Genomic DNA, 21,661 nt, shown 5'->3' with positions numbered 1-21,661 from the left:
AGGACAAGCATGCTGCTGGCGCTGGCGCAATGGCTGCAGAACGATGCAAGCTTTTTGCGTGTAATCGGCTATCTGACGTTTCGCGCGGTGATGGCTTCCATCACCGCGCTCGTGATCGGCCTCGTCTGCGGTCCGTGGGTGATCCGCAAGCTGACCTCCATGAAAGTGGGGCAGGCCGTGCGCACCGACGGCCCGCAAACGCACTTGGTGAAATCGGGTACGCCGACGATGGGCGGCGTGCTCATTTTGCTCGGCATCGCCGTTTCGACGCTGCTGTGGGCCGATCTCACCAATCGCTTCATCTGGATCGTGATACTCGTCACGTTCGGGTTTGGCGTGATTGGCTGGGTCGACGACTATCGCAAGGTCGTCTACAAGGACCCGCGCGGCATGTCCTCGCGCGAGAAGTACTTCTGGCAATCGGTCATCGGCTTGTTCGCCGCGGTCTACCTGGCGTTCAGCGTGTCCGAGGCCAATAACGTGCGCGTTTTCGACCTGTTCATGGCCTGGGTGCGCAGCGGCTTGTCGATGGGATTGCCGGCGCGCGCGGACCTGATGTTGCCGTTCTTGAAGTCGATCACCTATCCGCTCGGCGTATGGGGCTTCATCGCGCTCACCTATTTCGTGATCGTCGGCGCGAGTAACGCCGTCAACCTGACGGACGGCCTGGACGGTCTCGTCATCATGCCCGTCGTCCTCGTGGGCGGCTCGCTCGGCGTTTTCGCCTACGTGATGGGCAGCTCGATCTATTCCAAATATCTGCTGTTTCCGCATATTCCCGGCGCCGGCGAGCTGCTGATCTTTTGTTCGGCGATGGGCGGCGCCGGACTCGCGTTTCTCTGGTACAACACGCACCCCGCACAGGTGTTCATGGGCGACGTCGGCGCGCTGGCGCTCGGCGGCGCGCTCGGCACGATCGCGGTCATCGTGCGCCAGGAGATCGTCCTGTTCATCATGGGCGGCATTTTTGTGGCGGAAACCCTTTCGGTGATGCTCCAGGTGGTCTGGTTCAAATACACGAAGCGCCGGTTCGGTGAGGGGCGGCGCATTTTCAAGATGGCGCCGCTGCACCACCACTTCGAACTGTCCGGCTGGAAGGAGACGCAAGTTGTCGTGCGCTTTTGGATCGTGACGTTGATGTTGTGCCTGTTCGGTCTGTCCACACTGAAACTGCGGTAAAGGAAAGGAAAAGCAAGCGATGTTTGGCGAGATGTTTCGAGATCGGCATCCGATGGTGCTCGTGCTGGGGCTCGGCGCTTCGGGCCTGGCGATGGCGCGCTGGTGCGCGCGCCATGGGTGCCGGCTGCGCATTGCCGATTCGCGCGAGGCACCGCCGAATCTGCCGCTGCTCGAGGCCGAGCGCATCGATGCCGAGTTCGTCGGCGGCGCGTTTTCACCTGCGCTGCTCGAGGGCGGGATCGAGCTCGTCGTCGTGAGTCCGGGGCTTTCACCGCTTTCGCCGGAACTCGCCCCGCTTTTCGCCAGCGCGCACGAGCGCGGCGTGCCGGTCTGGGGCGAACTCGAACTGTTCGCGCGGGCGCTTGCGCATCTCGGCGAGAGCGGTTATGCGCCGAAGGTCATCGCCGTGACGGGCACCAATGGCAAGACCACGACCACGAGCCTCACGGGCCTGCTCTGCGAGCGTGCGGGCAAGGCGGTCGCGGTGGCCGGCAATATCGGTCCGACGATGCTCGATACGTTGTCCGACGCGATCGACCGCACCGCGTTGCCCGAGGTGTGGGTGCTCGAGCTGTCGAGCTTTCAGCTCGAGACGGCACACACGTTCGATCCCGATGCCGCTGCGGTGCTCAACATCACTCAGGATCATCTCGACTGGCACGGCAGCTTCGAAGCCTACGCGGCGGCCAAAGGTCGAGCTTTCGGTCCCCATACGGTGCGTGTGCTCAATCGCGACGACGCCAGAACGATGGCGTTCGCATCCGCCGATACGGCGCCAGATGCGCCGCACCGTGTGCAGGTCGTCACATTCGGGCTCAACGAGCCGCAGCGCGCGGGAGACTATGGGCTCTTGCGAGAGGCGGACATCAACTGGCTCGTTCAGGCTGAAGAGCGCGACCCGGCGGATGAAACATCGTCGTCGCGCCGCCGTCGACAGGAAGCGGCGGCTCCGGTCGAACTGACGATGAAGCGATTGATGCCGGCCGACGCCTTGCGCATTCGCGGACTGCACAATGCGGCGAATGCGCTGGCCGCGTTGGCACTGGCTCGCGCGATCGGTCTCGCCGCCGCCCCGCTGCTGCATGGACTGCGCGAATATCGCGGCGAGCCGCATCGCGTCGAACTCATCGCTTCGATCGACGGCGTCGACTATGTCGATGACAGCAAGGGCACGAACGTGGGCGCGACCGTCGCCGCGCTCGATGGTCTTGCACAGCGCGCCGTATTGATCCTCGGCGGCGACGGCAAAGGGCAGGACTTCGCGCCGCTCGCGCGCCCCGTCGCGCGGTGGTGCCGCGCGGTCATGCTGATCGGGCGCGATGCGCCGGCTATCCGTGCCGCCCTGGCCGACACGGGCGTTGTGCTCACCGAGCATCCGACGCTCGAAGCGGCGACGCTCGAGGCCAGTGCGATCGCGCAACCAGGCGATGCGGTACTGCTTTCGCCGGCCTGCGCGAGTTTCGACATGTTCAAGAACTATTCGCATCGCGCGGATGTATTCCGCGGCACGGTGCAAGACATTGCGGCGCAACGGGGGACCATGCTATGAGCTGGTCGGATCGCCTCACCCAACGGTTTTTCACGGAACGCGGCGCGGGCTCCGGCACGCGCAAGGAAACGGCGGCCCGCACGGCTGCGGGCGGGCTTGCGAGCGCGGTCAGCGGAATCCGTCCGCTGCGCTCGCGCATGCTCGATTACGACCACTCGCTTTTGTGGGCCGCGATTGCGCTGATCGGCCTGGGCGTCGTCATGGTTTATTCGGCGTCGATCGCCATGCCCGATTCGCCGAAATATGCCGCTTATCGCGACTACGCGTTCCTGGTGCGGCACATCGCCTCGCTCGTCGTCGCGACGATCGCCGCGGCGGTCGTATTCCGCATTCCGATCTCGGTATGGGACAAGTACGCGCCAAAGTTCTTTCTCGTCGCGCTCGTGGCGCTCGTGATCGTGCTCATACCGCATATCGGCAAGGGCGTGAACGGCGCGCGTCGTTGGCTGCCGCTCGGCATCATGAACATGCAGCCGTCCGAGATCATGAAGCTGGCCGTCACGATCTACGCGGCGAATTACACGGTGCGCAAGCAGGAATACATGCATAGCTTTGCCAAAGGCTTTTTGCCGATGGCGCTGGCCGTCGGCTTCGTAGGCGCACTGCTGCTGCTCGAGCCGGATATGGGGGCGTTCATGGTCATCGCCGCCATTGCGATGGGTGTGCTGTTCCTCGGTGGCGTGAACGGCAAGCTCTTCGGCGGGCTCGTGGCCACGGCCATCGCGACGTTCGGATTGCTCGTCTGGGCATCGCCCTGGCGGCGCGAGCGGATCTTCGCCTATCTCGACCCGTGGGACGATCGCTACGCGCAGGGCAAGGCCTATCAGCTGACACACTCGCTGATCGCATTCGGGCGCGGGGAATGGTTTGGCGTGGGACTCGGCGGCAGCGTCGAGAAGCTCAACTATCTGCCGGAAGCGCATACCGACTTCATTCTCGCCGTGATCGGCGAGGAACTCGGCTTTGTCGGCGTGCTCATCGTCATTCTGCTGTTTTACTGGATCGTGCGGCGCTCGTTCGAGATCGGTCGGCAGGCGCTCGCGCTCGATCGCACCTTTGCGGGACTCGTCGCGAAAGGCGTCGGACTGTGGTTCGGCGTGCAAACGTTCATCAATATCGGCGTCAACCTCGGCATCTTGCCGACGAAGGGGCTGACGCTGCCGCTCGTCAGCTATGGCGGCTCCGGCATCGTGCTCAACTGCGTCGCGCTCGCGGTGCTGATGCGCGTGGACTACGAGAATCGTGTGCTCATGCGCGGAGGGAAAGTATGAGCACGACTCCGCAACGTACGTTGATGGTGATGGCGGGAGGAACCGGGGGGCACGTGTTCCCCGGCCTCGCCGTCGCGCATCGGATGCGTGCGTGGGGGTGGCGCGTCGTCTGGCTCGGCAATCCGGCTGGCATGGAAGCCTCGCTCGTGCCGAAGCATGGCATTCCGATGGAGTATGTGCGCTTTGGCGGATTGCGCGGCAAGGGGCTCAAGACGAAGCTTTCGCTGCCCTTGAATCTGTTGCGGGCCTGCCTCGAAAGCCGTCGTGCGTTGAACCGCGTGCGTCCCGACGTCGTGCTCGGCATGGGCGGATACATCACATTTCCTGCCGGTGTCATGACGGCGCTGGCGCGGCGGCCGCTCGTGCTGCACGAGCAGAATTCGGTAGCGGGGCTGGCGAACCGGGTGCTCGCCAAGCTGGCGCGGCGTGTGCTCGTGGCGTTTCCGGATGCGCTGCCCGGTGCCGAGTGGACCGGCAACCCGTTGCGCGACACCGTCACGCAGGCCGACGAGCCGAAGCTGCGGTATGCGCGCCGCAGCGGCCCGCTCAAGCTGCTCGTCGTGGGCGGCAGCCTCGGCGCCGCCGCGCTCAACGAAGTGGTGCCATGCGCGCTTGCGTTGCTCGCCCCCGAGGCGCGTCCGCACGTCGTGCACCAGGCGGGCGCGAAACACATCGAGGCGTTGCAGGCGAACTATGCCGCGGCGGGATTGACGGAGGGAGGAACGCTCGCGCTCGTGCCGTTCATCGACGATATGGCGGCGGCCTACGCCGACGCGGACGTCGTGATTTGCCGCTCGGGCGCGATGACTGTCGCGGAAATCGCGGCGATCGGCGTCGCGGCCCTGTTCGTGCCGTTCCCCTATGCCGTGGACGATCACCAGACCACGAACGCCGAATTTTTATCGAAGCACGGCGCGGCCGTGCTGGTGCAGCAACGCGATTTGTCGCCGCAGGCGTTGGCCGATTGGCTGGGCACGCTTACGCGGGAAACGCTCGCCGAAATGGCTGAGCGCGCGCGCGCGCTCGCCAAGCCCGACGCCACCGATCGTGTCGCGCAAGTCTGCGCGGCCGTGGCGCTTGCGCGTCAGGAAGGAAAGCAATGAAACACATCGTCAAACATATTCATTTCGTCGGCGTCGGTGGCGCCGGCATGAGCGGTATCGCGGAAGTACTCGCCAATCTCGGCTATCAGGTGAGCGGTTCGGACCTCGCGAAGAGCGCGACGACCGAGCGTCTCGCTTCGCTCGGTGCGCGTATTTCAATCGGGCATGACGCCTCGAACATCGATGGCGCGGACGCCGTCGTCGTGTCGACCGCCGTGCGCAGCGACAACCCCGAAGTGCTTGCCGCTCGGCGGCTGCGCGTGCCGATCGTGCCGCGCGCAGTCATGCTGGCCGAATTGATGCGCCTGAAGCAGGGCATTGCGATCGCCGGCACGCACGGCAAGACGACGACCACCAGCCTCGTGGCCAGTGTGCTGGCGGCAGGCGGGCTCGATCCGACATTCGTCATCGGAGGGCGCCTCACGAGCGCCGGTGCCAATGCGCGGCTCGGCACGGGTGACTTCATCGTGGCGGAGGCCGACGAGTCCGACGCATCGTTCTTGAACCTGCTGCCCGTGATCGAAGTCGTGACCAACATCGATGCGGATCACATGGACACCTACGGGCATGACTTTGCCCGGCTCAAGCAGGCGTTCATCGAATTCACGCACCGGTTGCCGTTTTATGGCATTGCGGTGCTCTGCGTCGACGATCCGAACGTGCGCGAGATTTTGCCATTTGTCTCGAAGCCGGTCATCCGCTACGGTTTCGCGGCCGATGCGCAGGTGCGCGGCGTCAACGTCGTCCCACGCGAAGGCAAGATGTACTTCACGGCAATGCGCGAGGATACGCCGCCGCTCGATATCGTCCTCAACATGCCGGGCTTGCACAACGTGCAAAACGCGCTCGCGGCGATTGCGATTGCGACCGAGCTCGAGGTGTCGGACGCCGACATTCAGCGCGCGCTCGCGGAGTTCACCGGCGTAGGGCGGCGTTTTCAGCGCTACGGCGACGTGGCCATCGCGGCAGGCGGGCACTTCGCGCTCATCGATGACTACGGACATCACCCCGTGGAGATGGCCGCGACGATCGCGGCAGCGCGCGGCGCTTTTCCCGACAAGCGGCTCGTGCTCGCGTTCCAGCCGCACCGGTATACACGCACACGCGATTGTTTCGAGGATTTCGTCAACGTTCTGTCGAGCGTCGACGCCCTCGTGCTGACCGAAGTCTACGCGGCCGGAGAAGCGCCGATCGTCGCGGCGGACGGGCGCTCGCTCGCGCGCGCGGTTCGCGTGGCAGGCAAGGTTGAACCGGTATTCGTCGAAACGGTCGACGACGTACCGGAGGCGCTGTCGACGCTCGTGCGCGACGGCGATGTAGTGATCACGATGGGCGCGGGATCGATCGGTACCGTGCCGGGACGACTCGCGCAAGAGGTGAAGACATGACCCGCAAGCTCACTATCGTCCGCTGCTCCCGAGGGAGGCTGGCATGAGTGGCAGCATGACTATCGATCCAAAACGTTTCGGCAAGGTTGCCGTGTTGATGGGCGGCGTGTCGGCCGAGCGCGAGGTTTCGCTCAACTCGGGGCGGCTCGTGCTCGAAGGGCTGCGCAACGCGGGCATCGATGCTCATCCGTTCGATCCAGCCGAGCGCGAGCTCTCGGAGCTGAAGGCGGAGGGCTTCGAGCGTGCGTTCATCGCGCTGCACGGCGGCTACGGCGAGAACGGCCAGCTGCAGGGCGCGCTGGACTTTTACGGCATCCGCTATACGGGCAGCGGTGTACTGGGCTCGGCGCTTGGGCTCGACAAATTCCGCACGAAGCTCGTCTGGCAACAAACGGGCGTGCCGACACCGCCGTTCGAGACCGTACTGCGCGGCGACGATTATGCGGCTCGCGCACCCGAGATCGTCGCGAAGCTCGGGCTGCCGCTCTTCGTGAAGCCGGCGAGCGAGGGATCGAGCGTCGCCGTGACGAAGGTCGCTCGTGCCGACGCACTAGCGGCCGCGCTCGAGGAGGCGGCCAAATTCGACAAGATCGTGCTCGTCGAGAAGAGCATCGAAGGCGGGGGCGAATACACGGCCTGCATTGCGGGCGACCTCGATCTGCCGATCATTCGCATCGTACCGGCGGGCGAGTTTTACGACTATCACGCGAAGTACATCGCGAACGACACGCAGTACCTGATTCCGTGCGGTTTGCCCGCGAGCGAGGAGGCGCGGCTGAAGGCTCTCTCGCGCCGCGCGTTCGACGTGCTCGGCTGCTCCGATTGGGGCCGAGCCGACTTCATGCTCGATGCGGCCGGCAACCCGTTTTTTCTCGAAGTGAATACGGCCCCGGGTATGACCGATCACTCGCTGCCGCCGAAAGCGGCGCGCGCCGTCGGCATCAGTTATCCGGAACTGGTCGTCGCCGTGCTGGCGCTGACTCTCGAGGACTGAGACAACGATCATGTGGAGCAACGTTCGCCAGCTCAATCTCGCCGCCAACGTGCTGTTCGCGCTGGTGCTCGTCGCGCTCGTCGCGGCGGGCGGGATCTGGCTCGCGCAACGCCCGTCGTTCGCGCTCGCGGCGATTCGCATCGACGGCGATACGGAGCACATCAACACGCCGATCGTGCGTGCGGGTGTCGTCGGTCATCTGCGGGGCAACTTCTTCACCGTCGATCTCGATGCGGCGCGCCAGGCGTTCGAGCAAATGCCGTGGGTACGCCGCGCGAGCGTGCGCCGTGTCTGGCCCAACGCGCTGGCCGTGACGCTCGAGGAATACAAGCCGCTCGGGACCTGGGGCAGCGATCAGCTCGTCAGTGTGGACGGGGATCTCTTCACCGCGAACCAGGGCGAACTCGACGAGGAACTGCCTGCGTTCGACGGCCCTGCCGGTACCTCGAAAGAGGTCGTCGCCCGCTATTTCGATTTCAAGAAATGGCTCGCGCCGCTCGGCGCCGTGCCCGACGAGGTCACGCTTTCGCCGCGTTATGCGTGGACAGTGAAACTGTCGAACGGTATGCAGATCGAATACGGCCGGGAGCGCAATCCGTCGACGCTCGCGGAACGCTCCAATCGGCTCAGCGCTGCATGGAAAGCTGTCACGGCGCGCTGGGGCAACGATATCGAATATGCGGACTTGCGCTATCCGAATGGCTTCGCGATCCGCGCTGCGGGGATGCGGTTTCTCGACGATGGCGGCACGAAGGGCAAGGCCAAGAAGTAACACATGAAGCACGACAAGACATCACACGCACGAGCACGCTATGAGTAAAGACTATAAGGATCTGCTGGTCTCCCTCGACATCGGTACCGCCAAGGTCGTGGCGGTCGTCGCCGAGCTGAGGGGCGAAGGCCATTACGAGGTGATCGGTCTCGGGCAGAGCGAATCGAAGGGGCTCAAAAAAGGCGTGGTGGTGAACATCGAGGCCACCGTGCAATCGATTCAGCGCGCGCTCGAAGAAGCGGAACTGATGGCCGATTGCAAGATCACTAACGTGTTCACCGGCATCGCCGGGAGTCACATCCGCAGCTTCAATTCGAGCGGAATGGTGGCGATCAAGGACAAGGAGGTGACGCAGGCCGACGTGGCGCGCGTCATCGAAACGGCCAAGGCGATCAACATCCCGACGGACCAGCAGGTGCTGCACATCCTCACACAGGAATTCATCATCGACGGGCAGGAGGACGTGCGCGAGCCCATCGGAATGAGCGGCATCCGTCTGGAAGTGAAGGTTCACATCGTGACCGGTGCGGTGTCGGCGGCGCAAAACATCGTGAAGTGCGTGCGGCGCTGCGGGCTCGAAGTCAACGACCTGATTCTGCAGCCGCTCGCGTCATCGCTGGCTGTGCTGACCGAGGACGAGAAGGAACTCGGCGTGGTGCTCGTCGACATCGGCGGCGGCACGACGGACATCGCGATCTTCAGCGAAGGCGCGATTCGCCATACGGCGGTCATTCCGATTGCCGGAGATCAGGTGACGAGCGACATCGCCATGGCGCTGCGCACGCCGACGCCCGACGCCGAGGACATCAAGGTCGGCTACGGCATTGCGAAGCAGGCACTGGCCGATCCGGACGAGATGATCGAAGTGCCGGGGCTCGGCGAGCGCGGGCCGCGCACGCTGTCGCGCCAAGCACTCGCGGCCGTGATCGAGCCGCGCGTCGAGGAGCTCTTCTCGCTCGTGCATCAGGTCGTGCGCGAGTCCGGTTACGAGGAGCTCTTGAGTTCGGGCGTCGTCTTGACGGGCGGTGCATCGATGATGCCGGGCATGGTCGAGCTCGGCGAGGACATTTTTCTCAAACCGGTGCGCATCGGCGTGCCGGAGTATGCGGGCGGACTCGCCGACGTCGTGCGCAATCCACGCTATTCGACGGCGATGGGGCTGCTCGTCGAGGGCTCGTCGCAGCGGATGCGCGGACGCAAGGTCGCTGTCCAGTCGGGCTCGATGGGGCAGGTCTTCACTCGCATGAAGGATTGGTTCCTGGGCAATTTTTGAAGTCTTTTTGAATTCGCGCCGGTGCCGGCGGCTTGCGCGCGACAGGGGGTTGCCCGATTCCCTGCCGAATAACGGCCGAAGAGCGGGATCTTTTTCTTGACGGAGGCAATATGGAATTCCAGATGTTGGAAACGGAAACCAGCGGCACCATCATCAAGGTGGTGGGCGTTGGCGGGGCCGGCGGCAACGCTGTGCAACACATGATCAACAAGGGTGTGCAGGGCGTCGATTTCGTCGTCATGAACACCGACGCACAGGCCCTCTCGCGCTCGCGTTCGCCGAGCGTGATTCAGCTCGGCAGCACGGGTCTCGGTGCGGGCGCCAAACCGGAAATGGGGCGCGCCGCGGCGGAAGAAGCCCGCGAGCGGATTGCCGACGCGCTGCGCGGCGCGCACATGGTCTTCATCACGGCCGGCATGGGCGGCGGAACGGGTACGGGTGCGGCACCGGTCGTCGCGCAAATCGCGAAAGAGATGGGCATTCTGACCGTCGGTGTCGTCAGCAAGCCGTTCGAGTTCGAAGGCGGCAAGCGCATGCGCGTGGCAGAAGCAGGTTCGCAGCAACTGGAGGATCACGTCGACTCGCTGATCGTCGTCCTGAACGACAAGCTGTTCGAGGTGATGGGCGATGACGCCGAGATGGACAAGTGCTTCCAGTGCGCGGACGACGTTCTGAACAACGCGGTGGCCGGCATTGCCGAAATCATCAACGTGGACGGTCTCGTCAACGTCGACTTCGAAGACGTGAAGACGGTCATGGGCGAGCAGGGCAAGGCCATGATGGGCACGGCGACCGTCGCCGGCGTCGATCGCGCCCGTCTTGCGGCGGAGCAGGCCGTGGCGAGTCCGCTGCTCGAAGGCGTGGATCTCTCGGGCGCGCGCGGCGTGCTCGTGAACATCACGTCGAGCCGTTCGCTGCGCCTGTCCGAAACGCGCGAGGTGATGAACACCATCAAGAGCTATGCGGCGGAAGACGCAACGGTGATTTTCGGTGCGGTCTACGACGACGCCATGGGCGATGCGCTGCGCGTGACGGTCGTCGCCACGGGCCTGGGCCGTACAGCGGCGAGCGCGGCGAAGAAGCAGCAGCCGGCGCCGATGACGCTTTTGCGTACCGGTACCGACAACCAGCCGGTCGCGGCCGCGCAAAACGGCTACGCGAGTTCGCGCACGGCGTCGGGCGACTACGGTGCGTTCGATGCACCGGCCGTGTGGCGCAATTCGCGCGAGACGGCTGCTTCGCATGTCCAGGCGCTCCAGGAAAAGGGCGTCGAGACGTACGACATTCCGGCGTTTTTGCGCAAACAGGCCGATTAAGACGTGCGACGCCTCGCGCGTCGCACGTTTTTTCGGCGCGATGAAGCGCACAAGAAGGGCTGAGCATGTTGAACGGCAACGGCGCAAGGCGGCCGCGTCCCCTGGGGCGCGCGCTCGGAGCGGTCGTGCGCGGCGCATCGCCCAAACGTGTCGAGCGGTTATCGACGCGCACGGGGTCGGTGGCGGCGGCACGGATGGGCACCGTGCGGCGCACGCGGGTTTGCGAGTCGCTCTGCGACAGGCGTATATGGCAGCGAGCGGCCAGATGAGGGACAGCGGCGCCTTGCGCGCTGACGCATGTCTTTCGGGCGACGCCGGCGCATCGCGGGCAAGATGCGCGGTTTCGCAGGCCGATTGCGGCTGGGAACGCCTGCGCTGAACGGGCAGCGCACGTCGACGGTTGTGACCGCTGGCGTGCGGCGGTCGGTTTTTGCGCACTGCGGCAACCGCATTCGCGTTTCGGCGTAGTCAAGACGCCGGGATATGAGTGCCGAATCGGCGCCTGCTCAGGGCGCCGGGTAGTCATTCGCCATCGGCATCGATGCGTTGCGTCGCAGCAACAACGCATGCGCAGCGTTTGTGATGGTCGGTAACAAGCAGTAATGGGCCGACGACCGGGAATGCCTCCATTCCGGACGTTGGCCCACGTTTTGCGTGCACAGCGGTTTAAGCGGGTAACGCCGGGAAACAGACTGAAACGTTCCACGCCCTGTCAGCCTGTCCGGGATGGAGTATAATCCCTACTATGAAATAAGAAGCTCGATTGAATTTAGCAATCGACAAACCACTATGCTGAAGCAACGCACCATCAAATCGATCGTCAAGACCGTTGGCATCGGCCTCCATTCGGGCCGCAAGGTCGAATTGACGCTCCGCCCGGCCGCTGAAAACACCGGTATCGTGTTTTCACGCGTCGATCTTGCTACGCCTGTCGACATTCCGGCCTCCGCGATGTCCATCGGCGACACGCGTCTTGCGTCGGTACTGCAAAAAGACGGTGCGCGCGTTTCGACGGTGGAGCATTTGATGTCGGCCTGTGCCGGCCTCGGTATCGATAATTTGTATGTCGACGTGACGGCCGAGGAAATCCCGATCATGGACGGCAGTGCGGCTTCATTCGTGTTTCTGATGCAGTCGGCCGGCGTTCTCGAGCAGAACGCGGCGAAGAAATTCATCAAGGTTACGCAGCCGGTCGAGGTGCGCGATGGCGACAAGTTCGCACGCCTCGAGCCGTACTTCGGCTTCAAGCTGCAATTCACCATCGATTTTCGGCACCCCGCGGTCGACAAGACGGGGCAGGCGCTGGAAGTCGATTTCGCGACTACCTCGTACGTGCGCGAGATCGCGCGCGCGCGTACGTTCGGCTTTGCGCATGAAGTCGAAACGATGCGCGAACTGGGCCTCGCTCGCGGCGGCAGTATGGATAACGCGATCGTGCTCGACGAATACCGCATTCTGAACAACGACGGCCTGCGCTACGACGACGAATTCGTGAAGCACAAAATGCTCGACGCCATCGGCGATCTTTATGTCGTGGGCCATCCGCTGCTCGCTTCGTACACGGCGTATAAATCGGGGCATGGCCTGAACAACGTGCTGTTGCGTGAATTGCTTGCTCACGAGGACGCGTACGAGATCGTCACGTTCGAAGACGCGCAACATGCGCCGCGCGGCTTCGGTTACGACGCGCAGACGGCATTTGCCTGACGAGAAGCGCCTGACCGCGGCGGCGGTTACCCGCCTCGCGGACACAAAAAATAAGCGGCTTTCGAGCCGCTTATTTTTTTGTGTCGATGGGAGCCGGTGGTTCAGCGCCCTGCGGCGCAGCGTCCGACTGTGCTTTGCCATGGCGAGCGGCCATCCGCGCGAGCGCCGCCTGGAGCGGGGAAGGTGGCAAGGTCTCGCTCAGCGCTTGCAGTGCTTGCGCCCCTTGGGGTGTCATGCGCGCCGCCTTGGGTCTCGGCGGTTCGGCTGCAGCCCGGGGTCGTACCTTCACGGCAAGTGTGCGGATATTCCATCCCCGCTGCTGCAAATCCGCGATGAGCCGCGGCTCGAGATGCCGCAGACGGGCCGCCAGCGCGCTATGCGCGGCGAACAAGGTCAGCGCGCCATCCCTCACGAAGCCCGGCTCGACGCTCGACGCGAGATAGGCCGGCAAAAGCTCGCTCAGCGCACGCTCGAGCGCCGCGGTTTGCTCGACGCCCGCGCGCAACGCCGCAAACGCGTCGGTGCGCCCAAGCACTTCGGCCACAGGCCGCGGGACGGGCGCGCCTAGCGGCTTGGACGAGGGCGAAAAGCGGGACGAAAAGCGGCTCATTCGTAGTCTGAGGGAACGTGTGCGGCGGCACGCGGGACTGAATGGCCACATTGTACCCGGGCCGCCCGCGGCGGCGGTCCGATGCGCACTTGCGCGACACGGTGGATTAAGGCTCGCGTGCTAAAATGCGCGATTCGAATTCACTCATGGAATAAGCCGCCGAGGCACTCGGATCCGGTACGCCCGCGGGCCCTCCCGCAGGCGCGACGCGCGACGCGCGCGGTACCGGCCTCAGCCGCGGCGCACACCCGACCCGATGACCACCGGTTTTCTCCAAAAGATCTTTGGCAGCCGCAACCAGCGTCTGATCAAGCAGTATCAAAAGACCGTCGCGGTGATCAATGCGCTCGAGCCGCAGATCGAGCAGTTGACCGACGACCAGCTGCGCGCCAAAACGGAGGAGTTTCGCCAGCGCGTGGCGAGCGGCGAGTCGCTCGACAAGCTGATGCCCGAGGCGTTCGCGGTGTGCCGCGAGGCGAGTCGCCGCGTGCTGAAAATGCGGCACTTCGATGTCCAGTTGATCGGCGGGATGGTTCTGCACTACGGCAAGATCGCGGAAATGCGCACGGGCGAGGGCAAGACGCTCGTCGCGACACTCGCGGCCTACCTGAACGCACTGTCGGGGCGGGGCGTGCATGTCGTCACGGTGAACGACTATCTCGCACAACGCGACGCCGAGTGGATGGGCAAGCTGTACAACTTCCTCGGCCTCACCGTCGGCGTGAATCTCTCGCAGATGGACCATGCCACGAAGCAGGCCGCTTATGCTGCCGATATTACGTACGGCACGAACAACGAATTCGGGTTCGATTATCTGCGTGACAACATGGTCTATGAGACGGACGCGCGCGTGCAGCGTTCGCTCAATTTCGCGATCGTCGACGAAGTCGACTCGATCCTGATCGACGAGGCGCGCACGCCGCTCATCATCTCGGGCCAGGCGGAAGACCATACCGATCTCTACGTTCGCATGAACGCACTGCCGCCGCTGCTCGAGCGCCAGATCGGCGAGGAGCGCGCGGACGGCACCGGTGTGGAAAAGCCGGGCGACTACACGCTCGACGAAAAAGGGCGCCAGGTTTTTCTGACCGAATCGGGGCACGAGAAGGCCGAACGCATGTTGGCCGAGTGGGGCTTGATCGGCGAGGGCGAGAGCCTCTACGCGCCGCAGAACATCACGTTGATGCACCACGTCTATGCCGCATTGCGCGCGCATACGCTGTTTTTCCGCGATCAACACTACGTGGTGCAAAACGGCGAGGTCATCATCGTCGATGAATTCACGGGCCGCCTCATGCCGGGACGCCGCTGGTCGGACGGCCTGCATCAGGCAGTGGAAGCCAAGGAACACGTGAAGATTCAAAGCGAGAACCAGACGCTTGCTTCGATCACGTTCCAGAACTACTTCCGTATGTACGTGAAGCTGTCCGGCATGACCGGTACGGCCGATACGGAGGCGTACGAATTCAACGAGATCTATGGGCTCGAGACGGTTGTCATTCCGACGAACCGACCGCCGAAGCGAATCGACCTCCAGGACCAGATCTACAAGACGGCGCGCGAGCGCTACGACGCGGTCATTCGCGACATTCGCGAATGCTACGAGCGCGGCCAGCCGGTGCTCGTCGGCACGACTTCGATCGAAAACTCGGAGTTGCTCTCGAATCTGCTGACCAAGGCCGGTTTGTCGCACGAGGTGCTCAACGCCAAGCAGCATGCGCGCGAAGCCGCCATCGTCGCCGAAGCGGGGCGCCCGAGGCGCATCACGATCGCCACGAACATGGCGGGCCGCGGAACCGATATCGTGCTGGGCGGCAATGCCGAGAAGCAGGCATCGCTGATCGAGGCTGACGAGTCGGTTCCGCCCGACGAGAAGGCGCGCCGAATCCAGGCCTTGCACGATGAATGGCAGGCGTTGCACGATCAGGTGAAGGCCGCGGGCGGCTTGCACATCATCGGTACCGAGCGTCACGAGTCGCGCCGTATCGACAACCAGCTGCGAGGCCGCGCGGGCCGCCAGGGCGACCCGGGCTCGTCGCGCTTTTATCTGTCTCTCGAAGACCCGCTATTGCGCATTTTCGCGGGCGATCGCGTGCGCGCCATCATGGACCGGCTTCGCATGCCCGAAGGCGAGGCGATCGAAGCCGGCATCGTCACGCGGTCGATCGAATCGGCGCAGCGCAAGGTCGAGGCGCGCAACTTCGATATTCGCAAGCAATTGCTCGAATACGACGACGTTGCCAACGATCAACGCAAGGTGATCTATCAGCAGCGCAATGAATTACTCGAAGCGCACGACATCACGGAGACGATCACCGCGATGCGTCATGCGGTCATCACCGACGTCGTGCACCAGTTCATTCCGTCCGGCAGCATCGAAGAACAATGGCAGGCGCCCGAGCTCGAGGAAGCCTTGCGTACCGATTGGCAGCTCGATCTCGCGGTTCAGGAAATGATCAACGAGTCGCAGTCGCTCGATGCCGACGACATTCTCGACGCCGTTCTGGCGGCTGCCGACGAAAGCTATGAAACCAAGGTTGCGCTCGTCGGACGGGAATCGTTCAGTGCATTCGAGCGCTCGATCATGCTGCAAACGCTCGATCGCTCGTGGCGCGAGCATCTCGCCGCGCTCGATCATCTTCGCCAAGGCATTCACCTGCGCGGCTATGCGCAGAAAAACCCGAAGCAGGAATACAAGCGCGAGGCGTTCGAGCTCTTCGAAGCGCTACTCAACATCATCAAGACCGAAGTCACCCGCATCGTCATGAATGTGCGGATCCAGTCGCCCGAGCAACTGGAGGAAGCGGCCGAGCAGTACGAAGAGCAGGGCAGCCACGTGGAGAACGTGGAGTTCCGCCACGCCGAGTTTGCCGAGGCGGCGTCCGCGGCCCCCGCGGCGATGGCGGTCGACGCCGCGACGCAGATGGTCGATCAGGCGATGAGTCGCGGCGCCCACGGCGGCGCTGGCGCGGCGAGCGCGGAAGCCGGCATACCGAAGGTGGGGCGCAACGACCCATGCCCTTGCGGCAGCGGCAAGAAATACAAGCAGTGCCACGGCAGGCTTGCTTGAAACCGGATACGGCGCGCGCGATGCGCGCCGTTTTTATATTCCCGACAGGTTCTCAGACGATGGCAGTCAACTTTCCTTCGATCGATCCTTCGCAACTCCATCCGGTTCCAGGCGTGACGCTAGGCTGGGCCGAGGCGAACATTCGTAAGCCCAATCGCAAGGACGTCCTCGTGATGTCGGTCGACGAGGGGGCCACCGTGGCGGGCGTGTTCACTTCGAATCGCTTCTGCGCCGCACCGGTGACCGTTTGCCGCGAGCACCTTGCACGCGGCCGGGGCATCCGGGCGCTCGTCGTCAATACGGGCAATGCAAACGCGGGCACCGGCGAGTCCGGCCTCGCGCATGCTCGTGAAACCTGTGCCGAGCTTGCGCGCCTTGCTGGTATCGAGGCCGAGCAGGTCTTGCCATTTTCGACTGGCGTCATTCTCGAACCGCTGCCCATCGAGCGCCTCAAATCCGGGCTGCCCGCCGCGCTCTCCAATCTTCGCGCCGCGCATTGGTACGAAGCCGCCCAGGCCATCATGACCACCGACACGCAGCCGAAGGCGGCATCGCGGCAAGTGACGATCGACGGTCACACAGTGACGCTAAGCGGTATCAGCAAGGGTGCCGGCATGATCAAGCCGAACATGGCGACGATGCTTGGCTTCCTGGCTTGCGACGCCACCGTTGCCCAGCCTGTGCTCGACGTGCTGGTGAAGGAGGTGGCGGACCGGTCGTTCAACTGCATCACCGTCGATGGCGATACGTCGACGAACGATTCATTCATCCTTGTCGCCACGGGCAAGTCCAGCCTGCCGCCCATCGCCTCGACAGATACTCCGGCTTACGCCGCGCTGCGCCAAGCCGTTACCGAAGTGGCCGAACGCCTGGCGCAGATGATCGTGCGCGACGGCGAAGGGGCGACGAAGTTCATCACGATCCGTGTCGAAGGTGGCGCGAGCGTGAGCGAGTGCCGGCAGATCGGTTATGCGATCGGCCACTCGCCGCTCGTGAAAACCGCGTTTTATGCGTCCGATCCGAATCTCGGCCGTATCCTCGCCGCGATTGGCTACGCGGGGGTCAGCGATCTCGATGTCGCGAAGATCGACCTGTATCTCGACGATGTTCATGTCGCGCAAGCGGGAGGCCGCCATCCCGCGTACCGCGAAGAGGACGGTCAGCGCGTCATGAAGCAAAGCGAGATCGTGATTCGTGTCGTGCTCGGACGCGGCGACGCCAATGCAATCATCTGGACCTGCGATCTGTCGCACGAGTACGTGAGCATCAACGCCGATTACCGCTCGTGACATTGGGCCGCTCGCCGCCCCCAGCGGCGAGCGCTCCGGAAGCCTCTTTTGCCATGGATAAACTCGACCGTTTTCTGACCCGCGCCGAAGCTGTGCTGACGCGCCTCGAGACGATGCTGCCGCCTGCGATGCCCGATGTCGATTGGTCGTCCGCCGTTGCGTTTCGTTGGCGCAAACGCCAGGGGCGCGGCTATCTGCAGCCCATCAAGGCAATCCCTGCCATTTCGCTCGATGACTTGCAAAACATCGATCGCCAGAAAGCGCTCATCGAACAGAACACGCGGCAGTTCGTGAACCAGCTTCCCGCGAACAACGTGCTGTTGACGGGCGCGCGTGGGACAGGCAAATCCTCGCTGATCAAGGCGTGCCTGAATGCCTATGCGGACCGGGGGCTGCGCCTCATCGAAGTCGACAAGGACGACCTGCACGATCTCGGCGATATTACCGACCTGATCGCGCAGCGGCCGGAACGCTTTATCGTGTTTTGCGACGATCTTTCGTTCGAAGAGGGGGAGTCGGGCTACAAGGCACTCAAAGTTGCGCTGGACGGGTCCATTTCGGCGCAATCGGACAACGTGCTCATCTACGCAACGTCCAACCGCCGCCATTTGTTGCCCGAGTACATGAGCGACAACGAGACCTACAAGCACATGCCGGATGGCGAAATCCATCCCGGTGAGGTCGTCGAGGAAAAAATCTCGTTGTCCGAGCGGTTCGGGCTGTGGGTCAGTTTTTACCCGTTCAAGCAGGATGATTACCTGACGATCGTCGGCCACTGGCTGCGCCATTTTGGCTGCAACGAGACGGAGGTTGGCGACGCGCGCGGCGATGCGCTTGTTTGGGCACTCGAGCGCGGCTCGCGCTCGGGGCGTGTCGCCTGGCAGTTCGCCCGCGATTGGTCGGGCAAGCGGGGCCGGCAATGAACGAAGCAAGCGGGTTTTCCCCCGCAACGACAGATACGCGGCCGCGGCGGCCCGTGACGGAAGTGGCGGTGGGCGTGCTCGTGCAACCCGACGGCCGCTATCTGCTGGCGCAGCGTCCGGCCGGCAAACCCTACGAGGGCTATTGGGAGTTTCCGGGAGGCAAGCTGGAGGCCGGCGAGACGGTCGAAGCGGCGCTGGCGCGCGAGTTGCACGAGGAGCTTGGTATCGTCGTCACCGCATGCCATCTCTGGCACACGCTCGAACACGACTATCCGCACGCGTACGTGCGCCTTTATTTTTGCAAGGTGACGGACTGGACCGGCGAGCCGCATGGCCGCGAAGGGCAGGCGTTCAGTTGGCAGAGCCTGCCTGTGAACGTGGACCCGCTGCTGCCTGCCGCCATTCCCGTCTTGGAGTTGCTGGCGGCAGACAGCGCAGTCTGAAAGGGCGCTCCACCGGGCGGCGAATCAGTTCTTGATGTCTTCGCCGGGCGAATCGTCGGCGGACGGCGGGGGTTCCCCGCCCTCGATCCGGTATTTCTCGGTCGCCCAGGCGCCAAGGTCAATCTGCTTGCAGCGCTCGGAGCAGAAGGGGCGGAAGCGGTTTTCGGGGACCCAGCGGACAGCCTTGCCACAGGTCGGACATTTGACGACAGCGATCATACGTTCGGAGCAATGGTCATGATGCGCGGCGGCCCTTGCGGCGCGGCGCGCGCGGGGGCTACAAGCTGCAGAGCGTCAGTTGGAACGGCACGTCGACATCGACAGCGCGGGGCCGCATATCGCCATCCTGTACCGTGAAACGCACCCACAGCATGTACTTGTTGGCGCTTGCTTCCGGGATGACGCGCAAATCCGGCGCAACGCGCACCTGCATCAATTGATAAGTGCGGCCCGACAGCATCTGCTGATAGCTGCCTTGCATCGCCATGACCTTCGAAGCCTGCCCCGATTCGCGGGCGAGTCGCAATACGATTGCGGCCGCGTCGCGCAGCGGCAATAACGGCATGATCCATTTGGCGATGTCCTGACGGCGCTGGTCAGGATGTGTCTGTTGCCATGCGAAATACGACGGCAGATCGAACTTGCAAGTTCCGCCGGGAATGATCGCCCGGCTGCGAATGCTGGCTAACCACTCGTTGTCCGTGAGGTGTTGGCCGGTCTTACCCTGCATCTGTGCGAGCCCGTTGAGCGTTTGCTCGATTTCGCCCAGCACGACTTCGAGCGCGTTCTGTTCGATACCAGGGTTACCCCGGAACGGGGCCAGGGTCTGACGCTGGCGCTCGAGTTCCTTCATCAGATCGGACTTCAGATCTGCCCGGCCGGTGACTTCGGCAATTTCGAACAGTGTGGTCAATGCGACGTGATGTTCTCTCGCGTCGTCTTGATTGAGAAAAAACGTGAAGCGCTCGAATAGGTCTTCGAGACGCAGCAGCGTGCGAATTCGCTCGTTGAACGGATACTCGTAAAGAATCAAGCGCGCTCGCCTCAGGCGTCAAGAATAGGGATTGCAGGACATTCTAATGCTGCAAATGCCCCCCCGCAATCGCTCAATGGGATACGACGCGCAGCTTTTTCGCCGCGTCCGCGGATTGTTCGACACGTGCGTCTCGGCGTGGTGTCAACGGACATGCCGTTTGCTCCGCTCAATCCGAGGACCCGGCGCCCGCCGCGAGCGACAGATAGCGGGTGTGGAGATGGCCGATTTCCTCATTCAGGCGCTCAACGCCGATGTTTTCGTTGACCAGGACATCGTCGGCGGCAGCGAGCCGCGCCTCGCGCGGGGCCTGACGTTGCACGATCGCAAGGACCTGCTCGCGCGAGAATCCGCTACGCCGCATCACCCGGGCAACTTGCGTTTCGACGCTGCAGTCGACGACGAGCACGCGGTCGACGCGGGAGCGCCACACCCCGGATTCGACGAGAAGCGGCACTACCACGATCACATAGGCTGCGCGCGCCGCCTTTATTTCCCGTTCGGTTTCGGCCCGGATCAAGGGATGCGTGAGAGCTTCGAGGCGAGCGCGCGCCGTATCGTCGGCGAAGACGAGCGCACGCATGCGAGCGCGATCGAGTGAGCCGTCGGCGGCAACGAACGCTTCGCCAAACTCGCGCGCGATGAGCGGCATGGCGGCGCCGTGCGGTGCCGTGATGCGATGCGCGATGCGGTCCGTATCGACGATGGCCACCCCCCGCGCCTCGAAGAGATCGGCGACGAACGTCTTGCCGCTGCCGATGCCGCCGGTCATTCCGACGAGGTACATGATTCAACCTCCGAAGACATGAAAAAGCGGCGTACCGAGAAAGAGCGTCACCACGCCGCCCGCGGCCAGGAACGGTCCGAACGGCAGCGGTTCTTCGAAGCGCATGCGTCCGAACCCGGTGGCGACGAGCCCGACGATGGCTCCGGTCACCGCCGAGATCAAAACGATCTGCGGCAGGGCCGTCCAACCGAGCCACGCACCGAGCGCGGCCAGCAGTTTGAAGTCGCCGTAACCCATGCCTTCGATGCCGCGCACGAGTCGGAACAACCAGTAAATGCACCAGAGGAACACATAGCCGGCGATCGCGCCCGCGACGGCGGTCCGCAGGCTCGCGAACGTATCGCCGAAATTGACGATCAGTCCCGCCCACAACAGCGGCTGCGTGAGCGAATCGGGAAGCAGCCGTGTATCGATATCGATTGCGCTTGTCGCGAGCAGCGTTGCGCAGAGAACGAATGCCGCGAGCGCTGTGCCGGTGGGGCCGAACGTGACGAGCGATAGCGAGGCGAGCGCGGCGCTCGCGAGCTCGACGAGCGGATAGCGAAGACCGATCGGCGCCCGGCAGGCCGAGCAGCGCCCGCGCAGCAGCAGGTAGCTCAGCACCGGAATGTTTTCCCAGGCGCGCAGCACGTGGCCGCATTGTGGGCAGCCGCTGTGTGGGAACCATAAGTTATAGCGCTCGGGCATTCCATCGTCGACGGCCGCTCGATCGCCGTTCTCGCTTGCCTCGTTCACTTCCGCGCGCCACGCGCGTTCGAGCATGATGGGCAATCGATGGATGACGACATTGAGAAAGCTGCCGATCGCCAGTCCGAACGCTGCCGCGAACGCGAGTTGCCACGCGGCCGGTAGTGCGCCGAATGCCGCGCCGAAGTGCATCGAAGCTTGCGAAAACGGTCCGACCAGGGGGTGGGCGTACACGGGTGAAGTCGCTCCGTTGACAAGTCCGGTTGG

The 21,661-nt window shown here is 63.8% G+C and carries 19 protein-coding genes; 14 read left to right on the top strand and 5 right to left on the bottom strand.

The window, feature by feature from the left end; all coding sequences use genetic code 11:
* The first annotated feature begins 9 nt into the window (after window positions 1-9).
* From mraY to lpxC, 10 genes are all read left to right on the top strand, one after another.
* Entirely contained in the window at window positions 10-1,179 is a 1,170-nt protein-coding gene (mraY, locus tag GWC77_RS14870) for a phospho-N-acetylmuramoyl-pentapeptide-transferase (RefSeq protein WP_173258015.1), read from the top strand.
* Window positions 1,180-1,198: 19 nt separating this feature from the next.
* The gene (gene murD, locus GWC77_RS14865) at window positions 1,199-2,728 is read left to right on the top strand and encodes a UDP-N-acetylmuramoyl-L-alanine--D-glutamate ligase (protein WP_254366971.1); all 1,530 of its coding nucleotides are present in this window, start codon (window positions 1,199-1,201) and stop codon (window positions 2,726-2,728) included.
* A complete protein-coding gene (ftsW, locus tag GWC77_RS14860; RefSeq protein WP_173258013.1) occupies window positions 2,725-3,999 on the top strand; it encodes a putative lipid II flippase FtsW in 1,275 nt (424 codons plus the stop codon). The genes murD and ftsW overlap by 4 nt, the downstream gene beginning before the upstream one ends.
* Window positions 3,996-5,102: an undecaprenyldiphospho-muramoylpentapeptide beta-N-acetylglucosaminyltransferase gene (gene murG / locus GWC77_RS14855; protein WP_173258011.1), complete on the top strand. Its 1,107-nt coding sequence runs from the start codon at window positions 3,996-3,998 to the stop codon at window positions 5,100-5,102. The genes ftsW and murG overlap by 4 nt, the downstream gene beginning before the upstream one ends.
* Window positions 5,099-6,490 carry a UDP-N-acetylmuramate--L-alanine ligase gene (murC, locus tag GWC77_RS14850; RefSeq protein ID WP_173258010.1) on the top strand — a complete coding sequence of 464 codons (1,392 nt, stop codon included), beginning with the start codon at window positions 5,099-5,101 and terminating at the stop codon, window positions 6,488-6,490. Before murG ends, murC begins: the two co-directional genes overlap by 4 nt.
* A 43-nt stretch (window positions 6,491-6,533) precedes the next feature.
* A complete protein-coding gene (locus GWC77_RS14845; RefSeq protein WP_173258008.1) occupies window positions 6,534-7,484 on the top strand; it encodes a D-alanine--D-alanine ligase in 951 nt (316 codons plus the stop codon).
* Between the two features lie 10 nt (window positions 7,485-7,494).
* Window positions 7,495-8,256, top strand: a complete 762-nt coding sequence (locus GWC77_RS14840) for a cell division protein FtsQ/DivIB (RefSeq protein WP_173258006.1) — start codon at window positions 7,495-7,497, stop codon at window positions 8,254-8,256.
* A 40-nt stretch (window positions 8,257-8,296) separates the two neighbouring features.
* Entirely contained in the window at window positions 8,297-9,529 is a 1,233-nt protein-coding gene (gene ftsA / locus GWC77_RS14835; protein ID WP_173258004.1) for a cell division protein FtsA, read from the top strand.
* A gap of 110 nt (window positions 9,530-9,639) precedes the next feature.
* Window positions 9,640-10,845, top strand: coding sequence for a cell division protein FtsZ (gene ftsZ, locus GWC77_RS14830; protein ID WP_173258003.1), 1,206 nt, complete (start codon window positions 9,640-9,642; stop codon window positions 10,843-10,845).
* Window positions 10,846-11,634: 789 nt separating this feature from the next.
* Window positions 11,635-12,552, top strand: coding sequence for a UDP-3-O-acyl-N-acetylglucosamine deacetylase (gene lpxC / locus GWC77_RS14825; RefSeq protein ID WP_173258001.1), 918 nt, complete (start codon window positions 11,635-11,637; stop codon window positions 12,550-12,552).
* Between the two features lie 70 nt (window positions 12,553-12,622).
* Here lpxC and GWC77_RS14820 read toward each other — a convergent pair whose 3' ends face one another.
* A complete protein-coding gene (locus GWC77_RS14820; protein ID WP_173257999.1) occupies window positions 12,623-13,162 on the bottom strand; it encodes a DUF721 domain-containing protein in 540 nt (179 codons plus the stop codon).
* Between the two features lie 256 nt (window positions 13,163-13,418).
* Here GWC77_RS14820 and secA point away from each other — a divergent pair, with 256 nt between their 5' ends.
* The 4 genes from secA to mutT are packed head-to-tail and all read left to right on the top strand — an operon-like array spanning window position 13,419 to window position 18,887.
* Entirely contained in the window at window positions 13,419-16,232 is a 2,814-nt protein-coding gene (secA, locus tag GWC77_RS14815) for a preprotein translocase subunit SecA (RefSeq protein WP_173257997.1), read from the top strand.
* Between the two features lie 59 nt (window positions 16,233-16,291).
* Window positions 16,292-17,521, top strand: coding sequence for a bifunctional glutamate N-acetyltransferase/amino-acid acetyltransferase ArgJ (argJ, locus tag GWC77_RS14810; protein WP_173257995.1), 1,230 nt, complete (start codon window positions 16,292-16,294; stop codon window positions 17,519-17,521).
* 53 nt (window positions 17,522-17,574) lie between these two features.
* Complete coding sequence (locus tag GWC77_RS14805; protein WP_173257993.1) at window positions 17,575-18,444, top strand: ATP-binding protein; 870 nt, start codon at window positions 17,575-17,577, stop codon at window positions 18,442-18,444.
* A complete protein-coding gene (gene mutT, locus GWC77_RS14800; RefSeq protein ID WP_173257991.1) occupies window positions 18,441-18,887 on the top strand; it encodes an 8-oxo-dGTP diphosphatase MutT in 447 nt (148 codons plus the stop codon). Before GWC77_RS14805 ends, mutT begins: the two co-directional genes overlap by 4 nt.
* 24 nt (window positions 18,888-18,911) lie before the next feature.
* Here the strand turns inward: mutT and GWC77_RS14795 are convergent, their stop codons facing one another.
* The 4 genes from GWC77_RS14795 to GWC77_RS14780 form a co-directional block, all read right to left on the bottom strand.
* Entirely contained in the window at window positions 18,912-19,106 is a 195-nt protein-coding gene (locus GWC77_RS14795; RefSeq protein WP_173257990.1) for a DNA gyrase inhibitor YacG, read from the bottom strand.
* A 58-nt stretch (window positions 19,107-19,164) separates the two neighbouring features.
* Complete coding sequence (gene zapD, locus GWC77_RS14790; RefSeq protein ID WP_173257988.1) at window positions 19,165-19,920, bottom strand: cell division protein ZapD; 756 nt, start codon at window positions 19,918-19,920, stop codon at window positions 19,165-19,167.
* A gap of 169 nt (window positions 19,921-20,089) precedes the next feature.
* Entirely contained in the window at window positions 20,090-20,707 is a 618-nt protein-coding gene (coaE, locus tag GWC77_RS14785; protein WP_173257986.1) for a dephospho-CoA kinase, read from the bottom strand.
* A 3-nt stretch (window positions 20,708-20,710) separates the two neighbouring features.
* The gene (locus tag GWC77_RS14780) at window positions 20,711-21,586 is read right to left on the bottom strand and encodes an A24 family peptidase (protein ID WP_173258041.1); all 876 of its coding nucleotides are present in this window, start codon (window positions 21,584-21,586) and stop codon (window positions 20,711-20,713) included.
* Window positions 21,587-21,661: the final 75 nt, after the last annotated feature.

It is taken from the genome of Paraburkholderia sp. NMBU_R16 (assembly GCF_013282575.1).
GTDB lineage: Bacteria > Pseudomonadota > Gammaproteobacteria > Burkholderiales > Burkholderiaceae > Trinickia.
The sequence above is the reverse complement of the archived record's forward strand: the minus strand, read 5'-3'. Positions and strand labels throughout refer to the sequence as shown.